Origin of the sequence: Enterococcus sp. 1001283B150225_161107_E12 (assembly GCF_015556925.1) — a bacterium.
GTDB lineage: Bacteria > Bacillota > Bacilli > Lactobacillales > Enterococcaceae > Enterococcus_B > Enterococcus_B mundtii.
In genome coordinates this window covers 197,693-217,609 of record NZ_JADNNI010000001.1, presented here as the reverse complement: position 1 = coordinate 217,609, position 19,917 = coordinate 197,693, and the positions used below count along the sequence as shown (strand labels likewise).

21 protein-coding genes are annotated in these 19,917 nt (G+C 37.7%); 14 read left to right on the top strand and 7 right to left on the bottom strand.

The features are described from left to right. Nucleotides 1-15: 15 nt before the first annotated feature. From bsh to I2F89_RS00820, 7 genes are all read right to left on the bottom strand, one after another. Nucleotides 16-990, bottom strand: coding sequence for a choloylglycine hydrolase (bsh, locus tag I2F89_RS00850; protein ID WP_086334697.1), 975 nt, complete (start codon nt 988-990; stop codon nt 16-18). Between the two features lie 116 nt (nt 991-1,106). Continuing rightward, complete coding sequence (locus tag I2F89_RS00845; RefSeq protein ID WP_161641758.1) at nt 1,107-1,547, bottom strand: MarR family winged helix-turn-helix transcriptional regulator; 441 nt, start codon at nt 1,545-1,547, stop codon at nt 1,107-1,109. Between the two features lie 55 nt (nt 1,548-1,602). Further along, complete coding sequence (locus I2F89_RS00840; protein WP_074799053.1) at nt 1,603-2,013, bottom strand: organic hydroperoxide resistance protein; 411 nt, start codon at nt 2,011-2,013, stop codon at nt 1,603-1,605. Nucleotides 2,014-2,176: 163 nt separating this feature from the next. After that, nucleotides 2,177-3,025, bottom strand: coding sequence for a YitT family protein (locus tag I2F89_RS00835; protein ID WP_071867088.1), 849 nt, complete (start codon nt 3,023-3,025; stop codon nt 2,177-2,179). Nucleotides 3,026-3,259: 234 nt separating this feature from the next. Then, a complete protein-coding gene (locus tag I2F89_RS00830) occupies nt 3,260-3,619 on the bottom strand; it encodes a PaaI family thioesterase (RefSeq protein WP_074799051.1) in 360 nt (119 codons plus the stop codon). Between the two features lie 203 nt (nt 3,620-3,822). Beyond that, on the bottom strand, nt 3,823-4,014 hold the full coding sequence (locus I2F89_RS00825) for a hypothetical protein (RefSeq protein WP_034688689.1): 192 nt from the start codon (nt 4,012-4,014) through the stop codon (nt 3,823-3,825). A 98-nt stretch (nt 4,015-4,112) separates the two neighbouring features. After that, complete coding sequence (locus I2F89_RS00820) at nt 4,113-4,559, bottom strand: helix-turn-helix domain-containing protein (RefSeq protein ID WP_115357651.1); 447 nt, start codon at nt 4,557-4,559, stop codon at nt 4,113-4,115. Nucleotides 4,560-4,693: 134 nt separating this feature from the next. Here I2F89_RS00820 and I2F89_RS00815 point away from each other — a divergent pair, with 134 nt between their 5' ends. The 14 genes from I2F89_RS00815 to I2F89_RS00750 all read left to right on the top strand — a co-directional run bounded on the left by I2F89_RS00815 (nt 4,694) and on the right by I2F89_RS00750 (nt 19,875). Next, entirely contained in the window at nt 4,694-4,954 is a 261-nt protein-coding gene (locus I2F89_RS00815; protein WP_074799047.1) for a helix-turn-helix domain-containing protein, read from the top strand. Between the two features lie 645 nt (nt 4,955-5,599). Further along, complete coding sequence (locus tag I2F89_RS00810) at nt 5,600-6,013, top strand: ArpU family phage packaging/lysis transcriptional regulator (protein WP_161641760.1); 414 nt, start codon at nt 5,600-5,602, stop codon at nt 6,011-6,013. A gap of 286 nt (nt 6,014-6,299) precedes the next feature. Then, on the top strand, nt 6,300-6,533 hold the full coding sequence (locus tag I2F89_RS00805) for a hypothetical protein (RefSeq protein WP_086334693.1): 234 nt from the start codon (nt 6,300-6,302) through the stop codon (nt 6,531-6,533). 1 nt (nt 6,534) lies between these two features. Then, the gene (locus I2F89_RS00800) at nt 6,535-6,807 is read left to right on the top strand and encodes a holin (protein WP_074799041.1); all 273 of its coding nucleotides are present in this window, start codon (nt 6,535-6,537) and stop codon (nt 6,805-6,807) included. 30 nt (nt 6,808-6,837) lie between these two features. Further along, nucleotides 6,838-7,737, top strand: coding sequence for an N-acetylmuramoyl-L-alanine amidase (locus I2F89_RS00795; RefSeq protein ID WP_254905414.1), 900 nt, complete (start codon nt 6,838-6,840; stop codon nt 7,735-7,737). Between the two features lie 122 nt (nt 7,738-7,859). Beyond that, on the top strand, nt 7,860-8,861 hold the full coding sequence (locus I2F89_RS00790; protein ID WP_195513239.1) for an N-acetylmuramoyl-L-alanine amidase: 1,002 nt from the start codon (nt 7,860-7,862) through the stop codon (nt 8,859-8,861). A gap of 259 nt (nt 8,862-9,120) precedes the next feature. Further along, complete coding sequence (locus I2F89_RS00785; protein ID WP_074799037.1) at nt 9,121-9,537, top strand: hypothetical protein; 417 nt, start codon at nt 9,121-9,123, stop codon at nt 9,535-9,537. 1,150 nt (nt 9,538-10,687) lie between these two features. Next, nucleotides 10,688-11,503, top strand: coding sequence for a 1,4-dihydroxy-2-naphthoyl-CoA synthase (gene menB, locus I2F89_RS00780; RefSeq protein WP_065095843.1), 816 nt, complete (start codon nt 10,688-10,690; stop codon nt 11,501-11,503). After that, a complete protein-coding gene (gene menE, locus I2F89_RS00775) occupies nt 11,478-12,962 on the top strand; it encodes an o-succinylbenzoate--CoA ligase (RefSeq protein ID WP_195513238.1) in 1,485 nt (494 codons plus the stop codon). Before menB ends, menE begins: the two co-directional genes overlap by 26 nt. Next, entirely contained in the window at nt 12,943-14,301 is a 1,359-nt protein-coding gene (locus tag I2F89_RS00770) for an isochorismate synthase (RefSeq protein ID WP_229078007.1), read from the top strand. Before menE ends, I2F89_RS00770 begins: the two co-directional genes overlap by 20 nt. Further along, nucleotides 14,298-16,010, top strand: a complete 1,713-nt coding sequence (gene menD / locus I2F89_RS00765; RefSeq protein ID WP_195513237.1) for a 2-succinyl-5-enolpyruvyl-6-hydroxy-3-cyclohexene-1-carboxylic-acid synthase — start codon at nt 14,298-14,300, stop codon at nt 16,008-16,010. The genes I2F89_RS00770 and menD overlap by 4 nt, the downstream gene beginning before the upstream one ends. Beyond that, nucleotides 16,010-16,846: a 2-succinyl-6-hydroxy-2,4-cyclohexadiene-1-carboxylate synthase gene (gene menH / locus I2F89_RS00760; protein WP_195513236.1), complete on the top strand. Its 837-nt coding sequence runs from the start codon at nt 16,010-16,012 to the stop codon at nt 16,844-16,846. Before menD ends, menH begins: the two co-directional genes overlap by 1 nt. After that, nucleotides 16,837-17,949, top strand: coding sequence for an o-succinylbenzoate synthase (gene menC, locus I2F89_RS00755; RefSeq protein ID WP_181880094.1), 1,113 nt, complete (start codon nt 16,837-16,839; stop codon nt 17,947-17,949). Before menH ends, menC begins: the two co-directional genes overlap by 10 nt. 159 nt (nt 17,950-18,108) lie before the next feature. Further along, nucleotides 18,109-19,875, top strand: a complete 1,767-nt coding sequence (locus I2F89_RS00750; RefSeq protein ID WP_195513235.1) for a glycoside hydrolase family 13 protein — start codon at nt 18,109-18,111, stop codon at nt 19,873-19,875. Nucleotides 19,876-19,917 lie beyond the last annotated feature (42 nt).

Below are 19,917 nucleotides of genomic sequence, written 5' to 3'. Positions count from 1 at the left end.
GAATATGGTTAATAATCAGTTAACATAGTGGATTTGTTCTTCTTCAATCAATGGATAGGTGAGTAATTCTGTACTTTCTAAATCTTCTTTCGTCATATCGACTGCATTGATTTGGCTATTTGTGTAGGTAGTGTAGTAATAGATTCCTTTATCCACATTGCAACAAGAAGAATAGATCGTATACTCAAATTTACCATTCCCAACATCACATAGGCCTTTTTGTTGTTCGACCGATTTTAGGATATGGAAGAATTGACTAACGCTTTCCTGTTCTGTCGTTGCTTTGACAGAATTTAATTTTGTAAAGGCAACTTTGACAAAACGCGAAGCAGATGATAAATCTCCAGGTAAACCTAATCCGCCCATCCCGCGAGAATAGACCGATAAATCAAGTTCATCGGAGAAATGGTTTTTAAGGGTAGTCGGTGAGACTGACCGATAGTTGTTCAAATTAAATAATTGATAGTCGAAGGTTGGATTATTTGTTAGTACACCGATTGGATTATCATAAATTTTTAATCCTTCGGCAACTGATTCAATAACAATCGATGTTTCTTGATCGGCTAATATCCAATGAAGAGGAGATAACGGTAGTTCTTCACTGAAATTGATGTTGACTAAATTGATATCCGCTAATAACGTACGAGCTTCTTCCACATTTTTACATTGACTCAATATCCAAGGAATAAATTCAAAAGGTGTGATATTGGTCTTTTCGGCATCTTCGTCAAAAAAATGGGCATTTCCAGGGAAATTCAAACCAGCCATACTCAAACCTTTTTCATTTGTTGCATCATAATAGAGAGGGTAGTTATCTACAACTGCTGCCATACCGATGATCGCATAGTGAGACTCTTGTTTTGGGGCTTTCCGATAAACAAAAGGATAATTTCTTGGAGTGATCGTCACCTGTTCATTATAAGAAATCTCTAAATCCAAATTACGTCCAAAATAATGATCGTTAGTTGTGTAAGTAATAGATGTACACATTATAATAACCTCCTTTTTTTAATTATATATTAAGACGATTAAGGGAAAATTACTAATAAAATGATTTCCGTTTCTTATACGTTGTAAAATTAAGCGAAAAAAACTCGGTAATTGAATTACCGAGCGTCTTGTTCTTTATTAAAATTTTTAAGCATTTTTTTCGTCAAATGAAGCAACATAGATAATTCTTCTTCATCTAAAGGTAAAAAATCAAGGATTTTTTCTGGAATGTCTTTTGCTTGGTCTTGCAATAAAAATCCTTGTTCAGTTAGAGAGAGGATAGATACTCGTTCATCTGTATCATCTCTTTTACGAGTGATATACTGCTTACCAGTTAATTTCTTTATTACAGGAGTCAAAGTTCCTGAATCTAAACACAAGATCTGGCCTAATTCCTTCATGGTGATTTGTTTTCTCTCCCATAAAACAAGTAAAACAAGATACTGCGTATAAGTAAGATCCAGTGGCTTCAACAAGGGCGTATAGTAACGAGTAATTTCTTTAGAGGTGGCATATAAAGGAAAGCATAATTGATTTTTTAGTAATAACTCCTCCAAATAGACCACCTCCTAATGTGCTACTTTATAGCATACTTGTTTTTCCTAAAAAAATCTAGTTCTCTACGGCTGTCAAAGTGACTTCAATATTGCCAGCTGTTGCTTTTGAATAAGGACAAACTTTATGTGCAGCTTCTAGTAATTCTTGTGTTTCTTCGAGTGATAAACCTTCAACTGAACCTTCGATCTCAACGCCTAACACAAAACTCATTTCACTTTCTGCATATAGAGACACTTGAGCGCTGATTGTTGATGCACCGTCAATATTTTTTTGTGTTTTGATCAAGTCTAGTGCGCTATTGAAACATGCACTAAAGCCAGCGGCAAACAATTGTTCCGGATTTGTTGCATCTTCTACACGTTTACCTGGAGCTGCAATGTTAAGCTCGAATGAGTGATCTGGACTGTGTACTTCACCAGAACGTCCGCCAGTATTGATCATTTTTGTTGAATACATTTTTTTCATTAAAAATCACTCCTCTTTTTATATTTGATACAATTAAATTGTACACAATTTATTTAGGTAGAGCAACTAACTTGTTTTGAAAAAAAGTCTACTCCTGATTTATGAATAAAAACCAAGAGTAGACTTTTTTATAGGAATAGGTCTGTTCATTTTAATTGGGACATCATTCGATCGGATGGTACGTAAATCCACTACCCATGACTTCTGCTACACTATTGACGATGACAAAAGCATTCGGATCGATTTCTTCAATTATCGGTTTGACTTTAGAAAATTCTTGGTCAGTTACGACCATCAATAACACTTCTTTTGATAGATTACTATAACCGCCTCTAGCTTCTAGGATCGTGAACCCTCGTCCAATCTCCTGACTTAAACGTGTGTGGATTTCTAAAAGATGATTCTCGCTTAGCACCATGATCGATTTTTGACGATTTGTTCCTGTTTCAATGTAATTCATCACGATGGATGTAATTACGATCGACAGAATCGCATAGAGAAATTCATCAAATCCAAAAACAAATAAGGTTAACGAAACAACGACAGCATCGGTCAATAAAAGTCCAATGGAAGTACTTAAATTGAAGTATTTTTTGAAGATAAGGGGAGGGATCGTGGTACCGCCACTAGATGAATTATTTTTGTATAAGATAGCTACACCTAAAGCAAAGATCGCACTACCGAAAATGACTGATAAGAGACGATCAGGCGTGATCATATACTCTGGGACAATCTCAATGATCGCTGGGAAGACTAAACTACCAAATAATACTTTAAAGAAAGGTTTCTTGCCTAAAAAAATCAAGGCCAAGATCAACATGATGATATTCAAAACCAGTATAACTGTTGCTCGGTTCAAACCTAAAGCTGACTCAAGTAAAATACCAAGTCCACTTACGCCACCAGCTGCAATATGATGCGGACCTAAAAACATGTTGATACTGATAGCTAAAATAGTTAAAGCAAACACTATTTTAATGTATGTCCAAATTATATTTCTACCGTGTTTCATTTATCCACTTCCTACTATACATTTATTTCCAACTATTCTCATTATACATTAATTTTGTATAAAAGTTAACAAAGTTGAAAAAGAAAGTTAGATAAACCTAAATTTATAAAGAATAGTTAAAAGTTATAATAGGTCGAAATGGTGCATACCATTATATAAAAACAAATATGAAATGGAACAAAGAATGAGATTTTTAGAGCTGGTTCAATCTTTTTTTAATTTTCCTTATAAGAGTTAATTGACCAGCAAAGTGCATTGGCCAGTGGCGATTTTCAAATCATTATCTAAATAAACCGTTGCCTGCCAAAAGTGAATAGTTTTCCCGACTTTCTCAGGATGTGCGACCACTTTCAAGGTACCTGTAGAGGCTTTATTTAAATGTTGGACTTGCAGATCGATCCCTACAGCAAAGTGGGGGGCTTGTAAATATTCGTTAGCCCCAATGCTACAAGCCGTTTCGATCAATACAGCATTGATTCCTCCATGCAAATAGCCATAAGGTTGATGATGCTTTTCGTCAATTGCTAAAGTCAATTGGACTTCTTTAGGTGAAACAATACACGTTTCAATCCCTAGATGATCTAATAAATTCATCCTGTTACTCCTTATTTCTTATTCTTTATCGCTACTGTCGAAATTAAACTCTATTTTTATCATTAAAAAACTGTTTGCGAACTACTAGGGATTAAATTAAAAATACTTTTACTAATGAATGGAAGGACTGTCTGTTAAAATGTAATCATTTAGTTTGAATGAGATACTCGTTCTAAATCTTTTACCAGAAAAAATGCTAAAGTTCATAAAAACAAATAATGGTCTGCTTTTTTTAGTTTTTTCATTAATTCACGGATTTCTTTAATTTCATTAGGCGTATAGCCACCAATTATCCCTTTAACCAAAGCTTTTTCTTTTTCTACTCCTGCCTTTTTATGATGAAGTCTTTTTTCAAAATCAACTATTTCTTTTGAAAAATCATTTTTTTTAGGCAATCAGGAAAAAAACACCCCCTATATATACGGTTATATAACAATTATATTATTATTATTCTAAAATTGTAACCGTTCGTTTAAAAAAGGGGGATAGGGGTTTAGCTGATATTCTTATTTTGTTCTTTTTGCCTTTTACTGGTAATTACTTTATGTAAATTTTCAAAGGCCTCGAATCCATATTCCTCTACGAATTCATCAATTTCTTTGAGAAGTTCTTCGTTATCAAGCTTTGTTTCTAACTGTTGTTCTTCTAATTTTTTTCCTGCAAAAGAGATGACTGACTTTTGTCTTTCGCTATCTAGTTTTTCAAAAATAGAGATTAGACGACGAGAATTTTCTTCCTCACCTTCAATAATATAACCTTTTGTCACATGAAATAACTCAGCAATTTTTTGAATAGCACCCATACGGGGTGTTTTTAATCCAGTTTCCCAATTAGAAATAGTTTGCTTGCTAACGCCGACTTTTATTGCTAATTCTTCTTGCGTCATTTGTTGTTTATGCCTTAGTTCACTAATCTTCTGTCCAATAATATTTTTATCCATAATAATCCTCCGAATTCTTACTCCAATAATATACCAGAAACTGGTCTAAATCAACATTAAGTTATACATAGTTATATAAAAATATTTACTATAACTTTAAGTTATATTAAAATATATAATAGGAGGTGTTTTATATGTTGCAAATATCTTTGAAAGCAGCAAGAGTAAATTCAGATTTGGATCAGACTGAAGTAATTGACATTCTGCAAAATAGTTATGGTCTAAATCTTACTAAGGAACAGCTTGCTGAGTACGAGGATGATGCCACTGATGTACCGATTTCTTTAGCAAAGAAATTTTCGGAAATTTATGGTATTTCCGATGACTATATATTTTTTGGTAACAAATCAACTTTAAGTTATATTTCGCGTGGATTAAACCAAAATAATCTTTAGTGATTCAGGTGATAAACATCAAGATAACCACTTAAAATTGATGAACAGCATATGACCTATTAATTTATGTGACGAATAAAATTTTTCAAACCAAACGATGGTCTTTCAACGTTTTAGCGTCCTTGTAATAGGTACTAACATAAGCAGACACATTTAATTTTTATTAAGGAGTGAGTAAGAATGTCGTTGGACTGTCGGTCTTGAAAAAAAAAGAAGAAAAAACTCGGACGTACAAATCTTCGGTTTATCCAACCAGATTCTGAAGGAATAGAAGCATTAATGAGGTAATTGAAGGAAAAACTACTTTGGAAAAGAGGAGTAAATATGTGGTATGGATTACGTAATCTCAAAAAAGCCGGTTAAACAGGTCAATCATACTAAATACACACGAAAAGAAATAGAAATATATTGTGTATCCAATGATATTGGTTATGAAGATTTAATGATTGGGTAATTCGAACAATCATTTGTTTGAGTATAATGACAAAAAAATAATTCATACCTTAGGAAATGACTATTTTTATATGGGTTGGAAAAGAAATAAAATGAAAACTCTGTGCAATTTAGTTTGCGGTTTGACTAGTAGAAGCCAAATACTTTATATCAGTAAATCTAAAAGATGATTTTTTAAAGGAGTGAATTTTTGTGATGTACCCCAAAAGAATAGATGTGAAACAAACAAGATGCAATGTGAGAGAAGTCTTAAAAAATTTTCGTAAACTTGATAGGATGGTAGGACGTGTCACAGTCGACATTGAATCTCCTCGTAGAATCAATAGCTTAAAAGCAACTCTTTCTGATCAATCTTCAGAAAGGGCATCTATGCAAATGATAGCGATTGAAGCAGAAAGGAATGCAATCATAAATGCTTTGATGGTTTTGAGTCTAACGAATCGAATGATCCTTTATTATTCTTACTTTGTTCCTGAAAGTTTTTCGAATTATAAGATTAGTCTTGAAATTGGTTATTCCGAAAGAACGATTCAGAGAAAAAAAGCAGAAGCATTGATTGAATTTGCTGAAGCATATAAGAGTGGAAAACTGATTGCGTATAAATAATTTGGCGTTTTTTTGGCAGATGATTGGCGGTTCCCCTCTCTTCTTTGATGCTAGTATGAATGTAAGCTTAGGAAATGGCAGAAAATAACGAGTATTTGCTTTTCTATGTAATAACAGGTGATAGATAGGTGTATCTACATTTTCAAGATAAACATAGCACATATAGCGGAATAATGAAAATAGAGCAATCAACTTAAGTCACTATATGAAACGAAAGAAGAATCAAATGATGAAAGAAAAAAAAGTGTCACAGAAATGAAAACGTCAAATATAACGGAGGTAGAGAATGGTGGAAGTATCAATTGGTGAATGGATGGCTGTCATAACACTTGGTGGAACGTTGATTGTAGGCGTAGCAAAATTCTATGCAATGTTTACAAAGCTCGATCATACATTGGGGAAATTAGAAAATACTATTGTTCGAGTAGAAAAAAGCCAAATCGAGTATGGCAATCGTCTATCAATTATTGAAGAACAAATCAAATCTATTTTCAAACAAATTGGAAAGGAGGTGAAGTAAGTTGACCGAAATCTTAACGATTTCAAGTATTATCACGCCACTGGTCGTCGGTGTGACAGAACTGATGAAAGGACTAATAGGACGCAGTAAACTTTTGCCTATCAGCAACGTGATTACTGGAATTTTGCTTAGTGGGCTGTATTCCTTCTCATTCGTTCCACAGGATCTCATTCTTTATTTATGGGCAGGAGCGATTGCTGGTTTGGCCGCAGGCGGATTATTTGATCTAGGAGATCAGGTAATGAAGTTACAGGAGTCTAATAAAAGCAATTGATCGTCCAAGTTTCTTTTACCAGTAAAGGAGGTGAGGAAGATAAAACTGGAGGATCTACGAGGAGATGAACGTATTTTAGGACCGACCAATACCAAAAGAAAGGCATCAGAAATAACTAAAATTGCGCGTCATCATTCGGCAACAACCACAGGAGATGTTTGGGCGTTTCAAAACTATTGGAAGAACACATTGGGGTGGGGAACTGGCGGCTATCATGAGATTATCCTAAGAGATGGCACAGTACAATGGTGTTACTTTGATGAAGATATAACGAATGGTGTGGGGGGACATAACACACCAACCTACCATATTTGTCTTGTGGGAACTGGCTCGTTCACTAAAGAACAAGAAAAAGCATTTGACACGCGAGCAAAAGCGGCGATGCAACGTTTTGACCTATCAGTGAAGGATGTTATGGGGCACAATGAGTTCATTGGACACTCTTCAACTATCTGTCCAGGTATTAACATGATGATGATTCGTGATCGCTTAAGTGCTGCTGAGGACTTGACACATGATGAAATCATTTTAGCTAGTCCACCCAAGGCAGTCGGAAACTATCGAGGAAAATTAGAAATATTCAATGAGCTATCTTTAGGTACGTTTCGGATAGCAGGATGGTTAATACCCCAAAATGGAGCAGCCTTTTTAGATCTAGGCTATGTTTTTTGGATAGATGTCGATAATCCATCTGTAGAAGTTGGTCGTTGCCGGTCAGCTGGCATTATACGAAACGATGTAAATGTTGCTTACGGCTTACCAACTGGTCTACGGTTCGGTTTGGACGGCACACTTGACATTCAAAAACATGCAGGAAAAAAAGTATTTCCTATGTTAAGACGGACAAATGAACCAAATGGAAATGTGATCAGTGGACAAACAGTTGATATTTCTTTTCCAGAATATACTTTGACCATTCCTAAACGATAATAAAGTTTGTTTCATTGTTCATATTATAATCAAACAAAAACAATACAACAATAAATAAAATATCAAAATTTAATGAGAAAATGATTTTGTAAAATAATAAAATCAGAGGAAGGAAGATTATTATGACAATCAAAATTGAGGATTTACGAGGAGATTCACGGATTTTAGGGCCAACAAATGCGAAACGAGATGTTTCAGTGGTCAAAAACATTGCACGCCACCATTCAGCAACTGAAACAGGAGATGTTTTTATCTTTCAACAATATTGGAATGGCGAACTAGGCTGGGGAACTGGCGGCTATCATGAGATTATCTTGCGTGATGGAACTGTGCAATGGTGCTACTTTGATGAGGATGTAACTAATGGTGTTGGTGGACACAATACACCAACCTATCACATCTGCTTAGTAGGGAATGGTTCATTTACGGAAGCCCAAGAAGAAGCCTTCAATCAGCGTGCGAAAGTCGCAATGGAACGATTTGGTTTATCCGTTGAAAATGTCTTAGGACATAATGAGTTCAGTGGACATGCGTCAAATATTTGTCCAGGGACCAATATGGATGCTGTCAGAGATATCCTTAATGGTGGTGATGGCAACGTTCCAGAACCAGACTATATCATGCATGATTGGAATAAAGAAATGGTCGTAGCAGCAGATGTTTTAAATGTACGCCAAGAGCCAAACACACGATCAGCAATTTTACGTCAATTAACTAGAAGTCAAGTCTTCCATTCTGCACGAGTGACGATCAACGGGGAGTTAGTGAATGGTATCAGACACTGGTATGAAGTTGATGATAACGGCTGGGTTTCAGGTTCATTAGTAGCAGAAGCATCATCTGATAATGAATGGATTGAACGAAAAGGTGAAGTGACTGTCGCTATTTCAGGAGGGATCAACTTACGAGGACCTTCAAGTGACAATGTAACCAATCCAACTAGTCTGCCAATCCTACGCCGCGTGGATCTGGGGGAAACGTTCGAATATGACAAAATACTCGTACAAAAGAATGGCCATGCCTTTGTAAGACAGTCAATCAGTGAAGGTTATACTTGGTTGGCGATTGGTTCAACTGCTAACGGTATCGTTACTTCATACTGGGTTACTGGCATTGAAATCTAATTGATATCATAATTACGCACAGTTTTGAGAAAAGTCGAAAACTAACAGAAACAAGTAAAAAAACGAAAATTTATTTTCAAATTTTCGTTTTTTTACTTGTTTTCGAAAGATTTGACTGTGAAACTACTACATCGATACATAATCTTTAATGTGACGAAAATGTAAGCGTATTCTAAATAAAAAGCAAGCAAATCTTCACATTTAAATCACATAACATTAGTAATTTTAAAGTGGGCCTAAAAAGTAAGGAGTGAGTATCATGAAGAAATTTTTATTTGTTTTACTAGGTTTATTCGGTTGTTTAAGTGCTTGTGTATATTGGACGAATCAAACTATTGAAGCTCAAAGTCAAATTAGTCAGAATGAAGCGATGTTTACTGAACCATACAAGATTGCTGGTACGATAAGAGTAGAAGGCAAAGAATATAAATGGATGGAGGCATCCTTTGGTGGAAAAAACAGAGGATATGAAATTAATCCGGGTAAACATAGATACCAATTAAGTCCAAATCCTCATAATGATCCTTGGTACAATAAAAATCAAACAAAGTTTTATAAAAAAGGTGCAGAACAAATCGAAAAACAAGCAAATACCGAGAAATGGAATAGCAACGGATGGCCAACAACCATTAAAAATATCACTATTAATAAAATCACTTATACTTTAACCAAATAAATCTGTTGAGGTAATATTGACAAAGAAAGTTTTACACAATTTTGTTCAGATACCATGTGATGACACTATAACTACTAAAAACATACTAAGATTAGTTGGTAAGATATTTCGACGGAATATCTTACCAACTATTTCTCTTAGACGAGTATAGTGAGAGTGAAAGGAAGCTCGAACATACTCTCATGGACCTCGAGTCCGAATCAAAAAAGAGCCCCCTCACTGTCATTCTAGAATCTGTTTTAAGTATGTTGGGACTTTGAGTCCGTGTAAAGAAAAGACGAAACGGAATGAATGAGTGGAGAACGTTCAATCAAATAATATAGGAGAAGTCCCATGTCCTTTATTTTTGCTTTGACGTATCTAAAGGTGAAAGTTACAAAGTACTTTACCATAATCAACACTGTCTTTCAGAAGGGAAAGACTTCCACAATCAAGAAGGGTTCCGCCAGTTACTTTAATAAATCACCGCACTTACAGAAACACCTGAAATTGTTTTTGAAGCAACCGGTGTCTCCTCTCGTTCATTAGAAAAACTCTGTCAAAATAACCGGTTTAGCCTATTGTCTATTAAATTCTTTGGAGAGGGGGGACATTAGCCCTCTCATACCACCTCAAACCGAATAAACGGCGAGAACAGAATTAACCTCTTCGAAAAAAGGCGCTAACAACAAAAATCTGAAGAACAATTTTCGGGGATAGCTATTTTTCGAGGCTAAACACTTCTGTCTTGACCTCTTCATTATTTATATAAAAAGCTGTACTGGCCGTGAAAGCATTTCTTTCTAAGAAAAAGCGACTAAAATAGTAAGCGAAATAGAGGTTAAAAAATATTCATTTGCTTGCGTAGCAATTGTTTTATTATGAGTATGGATGGTAAAAGCAAAAAAATTACGTATTAGGTATATGGTAGATTATGAATATACCCACGGACTAATAAGAGAATATATTTGAAGTAATCAATTACAATGAAAAATAGAAACAATAAATTCACTGAAAAAATCTAACATCATTTATTTGAAAGTTAGATTATAAAGCTTTTCTTGCGCTTAACTCATTCAATATTCTTTGTACAGTAATTTATAAAGAAATTATCATTAAATGCTTAAAACTTGTGTATAATAAATCTAATGAATTTTAGGAGGAGATAGAAATGAGAGAATGGAAAACAATCAAGGAATACGATGAGATCCTATTTGAACAATATGGGAAGATTGCTAAGATAACAATCAATCGCCCAGAGGTCCATAATGCTTTTACACCAAAAACAGTCTTTGAGATGATTGAAGCTTTTACAATCAGTCGTGATCGTCAAGATATCGGTGTTATCATTTTGACAGGAGCTGGTGACAAAGCATTCTGTTCAGGTGGTGATCAGAAAGTTCGAGGAAATGGTGGGTATGTTGGTGAAGACCAAATTCCACGTTTGAATGTATTAGACTTGCAACGGTTGATCCGAGTGATTCCTAAACCAGTGATCGCGATGGTCAAAGGTTGGTCGATCGGTGGGGGCAATGTCTTACAACTTGTGTGTGATATCACAATCGCAGCGGAAAATGCGAAATTTGGTCAAACGGGGCCTAACGTTGGTAGCTTCGATGGTGGATATGGCTCAGGTTACTTAGCTCGGGTCGTAGGGCATAAAAAAGCGAAAGAGGTTTGGTTCATGACGAAGCAATATAGTGCTGAAGAAGCATTGGCAATGAATTGGATCAATACGGTCGTACCAATCGAACAAGTGGAAGACGTGACGATTGAGTGGGCAGAAGAGATGTTGAAGAAAAGCCCGCTAGCTCTACGAATGATCAAAGCGGCAATGAACGCAGATACAGATGGCTTAGCAGGTATCCAACAATTGGCCGGAGATGCGACGCTTTTATATTACACCATGGATGAAGCACAAGAAGGGCGCGACGCATTTAAAGAAAAAAGAGAACCTGATTTTGACCAATTCCCTAAGTTCCCTTAAACCTCAACCTAATAGCTGGTTGCAAAAACAAACAATGCTTCATCCAGATGCACCAGCTTGTCAGTGGAACGATCAATGTTTGTCTTTTAGCGAACTGACATCCCACGTTCAGAGTTTTGCAGAGTATTATCATCGAATATTACCCAAAGCGAGTGAACGAGTTGCCTTGTATTGTGAAAATGATCTAGATGGCTATTTATCGATCTTAGCATTATGGGAATTAGGAAAAGAGATCCAGTTTGTCAATACACGCTTGACAACGAATGAGATCAGTGAACAGATGGCAGATGCAGGGACATTTATTCTTATTTCCGCCAAAAAATTAGCGGTCAACGAACAAATCACTTGGTATTCATTTCCCGATCCTTCGGAATTACACGTTCTACAGCCGAAGGATTGGTTTGATGAGGGGTATCAAGAAGCGTCAATCGCATCAATCATGTATACTTCTGGAACGACAGGTAAACCGAAAGGCGTACCGCAAACATTTGCCAATCACTATGCGAGTAGCCAAGCGACTGCGCTAAGTTTAGAAGTAGATCGTTCAGATAGCTGGATCTGCTGTGTGCCAATCTATCACATTAGTGGCTTATCTATTTTATTACGCTCACTTGCTTTAGGCATCCAAGTGATTCTGTTGCGGGGATTCTCTCCACAACAAGTCCATCAACTTTTAGCAAATGGAAGTGGCAACTATATTTCTTTGGTCAGCAAAATGTTGAAAGACCTTGAACCATTGATTCCAGAAAGTGGTTATGCTCCCTCATTCAAAAAAGTATTATTAGGGGGAGGGCCGGGAGAAGGACGAGTCATGCAAGCATGTATGGAAAAACAGGTGCCTGTGATGCTTTCTTATGGCATGACAGAAACTTGTTCACAGATCGTCGCCCTTTCTCCGGAGTCATTCGGAGCAAAAACCGGTTCTTCTGGTAAAGCTTTGTCTGAGGTATCGATCCGTATTCAAAAAGATAAGAAGTCAGATCAAATGGGAGAGATTTTAGTCAAAGGACCATCGATCATCGACCACTATTTGAATTGCGTCAATCCGGATTCTTGGACAGAGGATGGTTGGTTTCACACTGGCGATTGGGGGTACCTTGATGAAGAGGATTATCTTTATATTGTCAGTCGCATGAGTGAACGCATCATTTCGGGGGGAGAGAATATTTTCCCAGTTGAAATCGAGCGAGTACTTATAGCTTGTAATAAAATTGCAGAGGTCGCTGTCGTAGGCACTTGGGATGAAATGTGGGGACAAACTCCTGTCGCTTATGTGCGATTGAATGAACCCCTTACTGATAGAGAAATCACAGAGCTATTAGCGCCATTAGCACGTTACAAGCATCCAACTAAAATCTACTGTGTCTCTGAAATTCCAAAAACTGCGACTGGAAAACCAATCAAACGTCTTTTAATGACAGAAGAAAGAGTGAATTACATTGAATATCAAATTAGATAGCTCAATTGATGATCAGCTTTTGGAAAATCATCATTATTTTACTTATAGCTACGAGCTTGCCGATCAAACGGTTAAAAAACTCTTGTCTCTTGTCCCCTCCAAAGGAGATCGCTTTTATTGGTGTACTCCTGATGAGGAATGTGAATTATTAGGGCTAGGAGAAAATTTATTTGATAGGGAATATGATGACATGCCCAGCGCTATCAAAGAATTTTCTCTTGAGTTTTCTAAAAGTTTTTTAAACGTATCGAGACAGAAGGGGGGACCTTTGCTTTTTGGAGGTTTTCCATTTGATCCAAACAACCTAAAAGAAAAAATTTGGAGTAAGCTTGAATCTGGCTTTTTCATTTTACCAAGTATTCTTTTCAAACGAGTAGGTTCAAAGACTCAAGTTATTCTGACAATCAGAAAAGAAGCTACAACAATCAGAAGTCTTTTAAAAGGTTTTTCGTATTTAGATAGTCTTGTGAGTGAATTGTTAAAAGGCAAAGAACAAGAACAATCTGCAAATATCTTTGTGTCGTCAGAAGAGCTGGCAGTTCCAGCTTTTCTATGCAATGTAGAGGATGCGAGGAAAGAAATCGTACTCGAAGCAACTTCGCTTAAAAAGGTCGTCTTAGCGAGACAAATGGCAATACACGGATCATTCCAGTCGAAAACTCAAATTCTTCAGCGTTTAGCTGAACAACAACCACAAACTTATCTATTTCTTTTAGCCTCCGATCAACATGCTTTCATTGGTGCTACACCAGAACGATTGGTCCAAGGAACGAAAAGCCAATTTATGACTGCAGGGATCGCTGGGTCTGCACCTAGAGGATCGACTGTGCAGGAAGATGATGAAATAGTCAAAGAACTTTTAAAAGACTTTAAAAATACGCAAGAACACGGAATTGTTGCTCAACGATTAGAGAATCAATTAGCGAATATTGTCGCTGGCGATGTCGCTGTCTCTTCCCGCCGTTTATTGAAAAACCGCGATATTCAGCATTTAGCGATGACTTTCTCTGGAGAACGTAAGCAGGGAGTCTCATTGATCGATGCAGTAAAATTGATCCATCCTTCTCCTGCTTTAGGTGGTGAACCGAAAGAACTGGCGTTGCAATGGATCAAAGATCATGAACCTTTCGGTAGAGGGTTATACGGGGCACCAATCGGGTGGTTGGACCCTATCGAGGATGTCGGTGAGTTTGCTGTAGGCATCCGATCAGGCATCTTGACTGAAACCGAAGGAATATTATATGCAGGTTGTGGCATTGTTGCGGATTCTGACCCCGAGGCAGAGCGCCAAGAAACATTGCTAAAATTCCAACCAATGCTTAGAGGAGTGAAGGGATGACTAAACAACAAGAAATGACTGCGTATTTATTGGCTTTCATCAAGGGAATGAAAGAAGGCGGGCTTAAAAATGTCGTCATCAGTCCTGGTTCACGATCGACCCCACTTGCCTTGTTACTTCATAGAGATCCGGAAATCAAAACAACGGTGATTGTAGACGAGCGATCTGCGGCATTTTGTGCATTAGGTATGGCGAAAGCATTAAAGCAACCAGTTGGAGTTCTTTGTACGTCGGGAACTGCCGCAGCGAACTTCTTTCCAGCAGTTTGTGAAGCAAAAGCAACAAACATTCCTTTGCTAGTGCTTACAGCAGACCGTCCACCAGAAGCACGTGGCGTTGGGTCGCCACAAACGATGGACCAACAAAAATTATTTGGTTCGCATATCAAAAAGTTTATCGAATTAGCACTTCCTGAAGCCACTCCGGAAATGATACGGTATAGCTACTGGCATGGCGCCAATTGTGCCTATGAAGCAATGCGTGTACCGGCAGGACCAATTCAGATCAACTTGCCTTTTAGAGAGCCTTTATTACCTGATTTAACTTTTTCTCTTGATGGATCTTTTCATCCCAAAAAACTGGTTACTCAAATTGTGTCGAAGCAAATGCCAGAGCTTGTTCCTTGGTTATCAAAAAAAGGGATGATGATCGTCGGTAAAGAATTGACACCTGATGAGGCAAAAGCGTTACTTACTTTAGCAACATCTTTACAATGGCCAATCATTGGTGATCCCTTGGCAAATTTAGGTGCTTGTCAACAAATGAGCGATGGCTATCTTCCGCATGCAGATTTGATTTTTTCTGGACCGGTTCCTGAAACTCCTGAAGTCATTTGGCAATTTGGTAATCTTCCTGTAGCTAAAAATGTGATGCTTTATTTAAAAAAAAATCACGAAGCTATTTCTGACTATGTTTTGATCGATGAGGAAGAATGGCGTGATCCATTGCATTTAGGAACAAGTTTTATCCAAATCGGTGTACTTGATTTCTGTAAACTAGTATCGGAAACTTTGGATGCACTACCTAATTCGCCAACCTCTGACGAATGGTTGGCGCAATGGAAAAGAGCTTATAAAAAAGCGAGAGAAATCATCACTAAAGAATTGTCTATCGATGAATGGAGCGAAAGCAATGCTAGTTGCCAGTTATTGCAAGCGATAAAATCAGAGGAAGCTTTATTTTTGGCAAATAGTAACGCGATCCGCTTTGTTGATCGTTTTTCTTCGCCTACTGGAGAATCATTTCCAATCTACGGAAATCGAGGGGTCAACGGGATCGACGGGTTGATTTCTACAGCAGCAGGAATCGCTTTGGTAAGGAACAAGCGGATGTTTGTTTTGATCGGCGATCTTGCGCTGTTTCATGACATGAACGCGTTGGAGCTAATTCGACGTTATCACTTACCTGTTACTTTAGTCGTATTGAACAACAATGGTGGGGGAATCTTTTCTTTTCTTCCTCAAAACCAACTCCCAGAGACTGATTTTGAACCATTGTTTGGTACGCCACTTGATTTAGAATTAGAGAAGGTAGCAGATTTATATAATGGTCATTATATACAACCAACTTCAAGTAAAGAGTTTGAGCAAGCGATTGAAAAAAGCCGGGATCAAAGGAATTGGACATTGATTGAAATTAGAGGGCAACAACAAGAACCTGTCCAGTTATGGGAACAGATGAAGCGTCGTTATCAGGAGGAAATAGGCTGATGCCAGTTAAGACTGTTCGAGGTGCTACTTACCATTACCGTTGGTTACAGCATACTGATCCAAAGCAACCAACGGTTGTTTGTTTGCATGGCTTTACCGGTAGTGCACAAACGTTCATGTTTGAGAATCCTCAGTTTAATTACTTAGCCATTGATTTGATCGGTCATGGAAAAACAGCGGTTTACCTGCATCCTTATCGTTACCAACTTACGTCATTAGTAGCCGATTTGGCGAGTTTTGTCTCATTATTAGAAATTTCCTCTTTTTATGTATTAGGCTACTCGATGGGTGCACGAGTGGCACTTGCTTGGGCAATCGAACAACCACAAGGAATCAAAGGGCTCATTTTAGAAGGTGGAACTGCCGGGATTGCGGATGAACAGCAACGAAACAGTCGTAAAAAAGCTGATCGAAAACTTTCTTTACGTTTAATGAGAGAGCCTCTGATTGATTTTGTTGATGATTGGGAGAAGTTACCACTATTTGCTTCACAACAGGCGTTACCCTTGGAACAAAAAAGCAGAGTAAGAAACGAGCGACTTACTCAAAATAAGCTAGGTTTAGCATTAAGTCTTTACTATATGGGAACTGGCGCGCAAAAAAATTATTGGCCAGATTTAGCGAGTATCGAATGCCCACTATTGTATCTTGTTGGTCAAAAGGATGAGAAGTTTCAAAAGATCGGTAAACAAATGACAGATGTTAAAGAGATTTTTTGTTGCCAGGTCCTTGCGGATTGCGGGCACTGTTGTCACATCGAGCAACCTAGACTATTTGAAACAACTGTTACTACTTGGATCAATGAAATGGAAAGGGAGTGGACGCCATCAAAATAGTCAACATCCAACAGTACTGTTTGCGACTACCCTTAGTGACACCTTTTAGAACGAGCTATGGTCGATTGGAAACAAAAGCTTTTGATTTGTTGATCGTGGAAGACGAGTTAGGGAATCAGGGGATAGGCGAGCTGGTCGCTTTTGAACGAGCAGATTACATTGAAGAAACGATTGATATGAGTCGATCGGTATTACAAAAAGAGCTGATTCCTTGTTTATTCGAACTTGACTTCTCGCATCCCTCAGAAATTTGGTCAGCTTTCAAGCATACGCAAGGGAATTTTATGGCAAAATCAGCAGTTGAAACAGCTGTTTGGGATCTTTATGCTCGTCGAATAGGACGCCCATTACAAAAGTTGTTTTCTGCCGAACGATCAGCGATTCCCGTAGGTGTCAGTATTGGTGTCCATGACAACCCGATAGATTTACTTGCGACTGCAAAAACTTATGTTGATCAAGGGTACCAACGAATCAAGTTGAAAATCACTCCTGGCAATGACTTAGTGCCACTGCAAGCGTTGCGTGAGCAATATCCAGAGATCCAATTGATGGCAGATGCAAATTCTGCTTATACGATCAGCGATCTGCCGTTATTCAAGAAAATGGACGCCTTGAAGCTTGCGATGATCGAACAACCTTTTCACCCTCGTGACTATGTTGACCATGCCATACTTCAAAAGGAAATCAAAACAGCTGTTTGTCTTGATGAGAATATCCGAACACTGGAAGACGTAAAAACAGCTCATGCATTGGGAAGTTGTCGAGCAATCAATTTAAAGATTCCCAGAGTGGGAGGGATCACTGAGGCTTTAAGGATCGTTGATTTTTGTCAGGAAAATGACTTGCTCGTTTGGTTAGGTGGCATGTTTGAATCCGGAGTCGGTCGAGCGATGAATCTGCATTTTGCAAGTCAAGATTGCTTTACTTTTCCAGGAGACTTGTCTGCTTTTGATCGCTATTTCCATGATGATATCGTCGAACCAAAAGCTAGAATCACAAATGGACTTTTGATGATTCCTGGTCAATCAGGGATTGGTGTCACATGGCAAGAAAAGCAGTTGTTGAAGTATGCGTACGATAAAAAAACATATAGAATTAAATAGTATTTAAGAAGATGAATCACGCGTGTTTTGTAAATAGTGTGTCATTCATCTTTTTTTTGATAAAAATCTTGTTACCGATAACAGGAATGTAAGCGTTGTCTTTTGGTTATTTATCTTTTATAGTTGTTTTTGTTAACTGAAAGACAAGGGAGGACTGAAATGAATACTGCAGCAATTTATCATCGACCCGAAAGTGAATTTGCTTATTTATACAGTGACACAACAATGCGGATTCGCTTACGTACAAGTAAAGATGATGTCAAACACGTTTCTGTGATCAGCGGAGATCCATATACGATTTTCTCAGAAAATTGGTATTTAAAAGAACAACCAATGAAAAAAGGGTTAAGTACACTTCTTCATGATTACTGGGAAATCGAGTTGACGAGTGATACTAGACGATTACAATACGGTTTTCACATCGTGGGAATTGATGGGATGGATTGTTTTTACGGAGACCAAGGAATATTCCCTTATCAAGAAGAAACATTGGCGAATGCAAACTATTATTTCCGTATGCCATATTTTCAACAAATCGATCGCTTCAAAGTACCTGAATGGGCAAAACAAACGATTTGGTATCAAATATTTCCTGAACGCTTTGCGAATGGTGATCCAACAAATGATCCTAAAGGTACGTTGCCTTGGGGGAGTAAAGATCCGGATCGGGAAGATTTCTTTGGTGGAGATCTTCAAGGGGTGATCGATCATCTTGATTACCTAGCCGACTTAGGAATCACAGGAATTTATTTCTGTCCTGTTTTTGAAGCAACCTCGAATCACAAATATGACACGATCGATTATTATGCGGTCGATCCACAATTTGGTGATAAAGAGTTATTGAAAGAGTTAATCACAAAAGCGCATGATAAAGGAATCCGAATCATGCTGGATGCCGTGTTCAATCATATGGGTAGTCATGCACCACAATGGCAAGATGTGATCGAAAATGGCGAGAAATCCCGCTACAAAGACTGGTTCCACATCCATTCATTTCCAGTGGATGCCTATCAAATGACAGATGTTCCTGAAACAGCCGAAAATCTGGCATATGATACGTTTGCATTTACGCCATTTATGCCTAAGCTCAATACAGCAAATCAAGAAGTACAGGATTATTTATTAGATATTGCCACGTATTGGGTCAAGGAATTTGATATCGATGGATGGCGGTTAGATGTAGCAAATGAAGTGGATCATCATTTTTGGAAGAAATTCAGAGAAGCGGTCACTACGATCAAACCTGATATTTATATTTTAGGTGAAATCTGGCATTCTTCTCAAGCTTGGTTACAGGGCGATGAATTCCATGCGGTGATGAACTACGCCTTTATGGATTCGATCAAAGACTATTTCGTCCATAAAAAAATCACACCCACTCAAATGGTCAGTGGCATGAATCATCAGCAAATGCTATATCGTGATCAAGTCAATGAAGGGACATTCAATTTATTGGATTCTCATGATACAGCCAGAATCTTGACTTTGTGTAAAGAGGACAAGGAACTGATGAAATCAGTGTTAGCTTTCATGTTCTTACAAAAAGGGGCGCCTTGCATCTACTACGGAACAGAAATCGGCATGACAGGTCATGATGATCCTGACTGTCGAAAATGTATGGTCTGGGAAAAGGACCAGCAAGATCTTGAATTGAAGGGGTTCGTCAAAGAATTGATCTGTGTGCGTAAACAAGTGCAACAAGTGTTGATTGAAGGGGATTTGACTTGGCGATCGGTCGACGATAAAAACGAACAAATTCACTTGACTCGTCATCTCGATCAGCAAACCATTCATGCTTATTTCAATCAAGGAACAGAACCGTACTTGGTCGATTTAGAAAATGATGTTTTATTCAGCCAAAATTGTGACATCTTAAAAGACGGCAAAGCTGAAGTCCAAACGAATGGATTTTTGATCCTTTGTTAAGTTGTTATCGGTAACATAGAGAAAGCGTTTGCAAATCAAGCT

Bases quoted from the DNA above. Each gene is read 5' to 3' on its own strand.
- bsh (WP_086334697.1), bottom strand. From the start codon at position 990: ATGTGTACATCTATTACTTACACAACTAACGATCATTATTTTGGACGT.
- I2F89_RS00840 (WP_074799053.1), bottom strand. From the start codon at position 2,013: ATGAAAAAAATGTATTCAACAAAAATGATCAATACTGGCGGACGTTCT.
- I2F89_RS00835 (WP_071867088.1), bottom strand. From the start codon at position 3,025: ATGAAACACGGTAGAAATATAATTTGGACATACATTAAAATAGTGTTT.
- I2F89_RS00830 (WP_074799051.1), bottom strand. From the start codon at position 3,619: ATGAATTTATTAGATCATCTAGGGATTGAAACGTGTATTGTTTCACCT.
- I2F89_RS00820 (WP_115357651.1), bottom strand. From the start codon at position 4,559: ATGGATAAAAATATTATTGGACAGAAGATTAGTGAACTAAGGCATAAA.
- I2F89_RS00815 (WP_074799047.1), top strand. From the start codon at position 4,694: ATGTTGCAAATATCTTTGAAAGCAGCAAGAGTAAATTCAGATTTGGAT.
- I2F89_RS00805 (WP_086334693.1), top strand. From the start codon at position 6,300: ATGGTGGAAGTATCAATTGGTGAATGGATGGCTGTCATAACACTTGGT.
- I2F89_RS00790 (WP_195513239.1), top strand. From the start codon at position 7,860: ATGACAATCAAAATTGAGGATTTACGAGGAGATTCACGGATTTTAGGG.
- I2F89_RS00785 (WP_074799037.1), top strand. From the start codon at position 9,121: ATGAAGAAATTTTTATTTGTTTTACTAGGTTTATTCGGTTGTTTAAGT.
- menB (WP_065095843.1), top strand. From the start codon at position 10,688: ATGAGAGAATGGAAAACAATCAAGGAATACGATGAGATCCTATTTGAA.
- menD (WP_195513237.1), top strand. From the start codon at position 14,298: ATGACTAAACAACAAGAAATGACTGCGTATTTATTGGCTTTCATCAAG.
- menH (WP_195513236.1), top strand. From the start codon at position 16,010: ATGCCAGTTAAGACTGTTCGAGGTGCTACTTACCATTACCGTTGGTTA.
- I2F89_RS00750 (WP_195513235.1), top strand. From the start codon at position 18,109: ATGAATACTGCAGCAATTTATCATCGACCCGAAAGTGAATTTGCTTAT.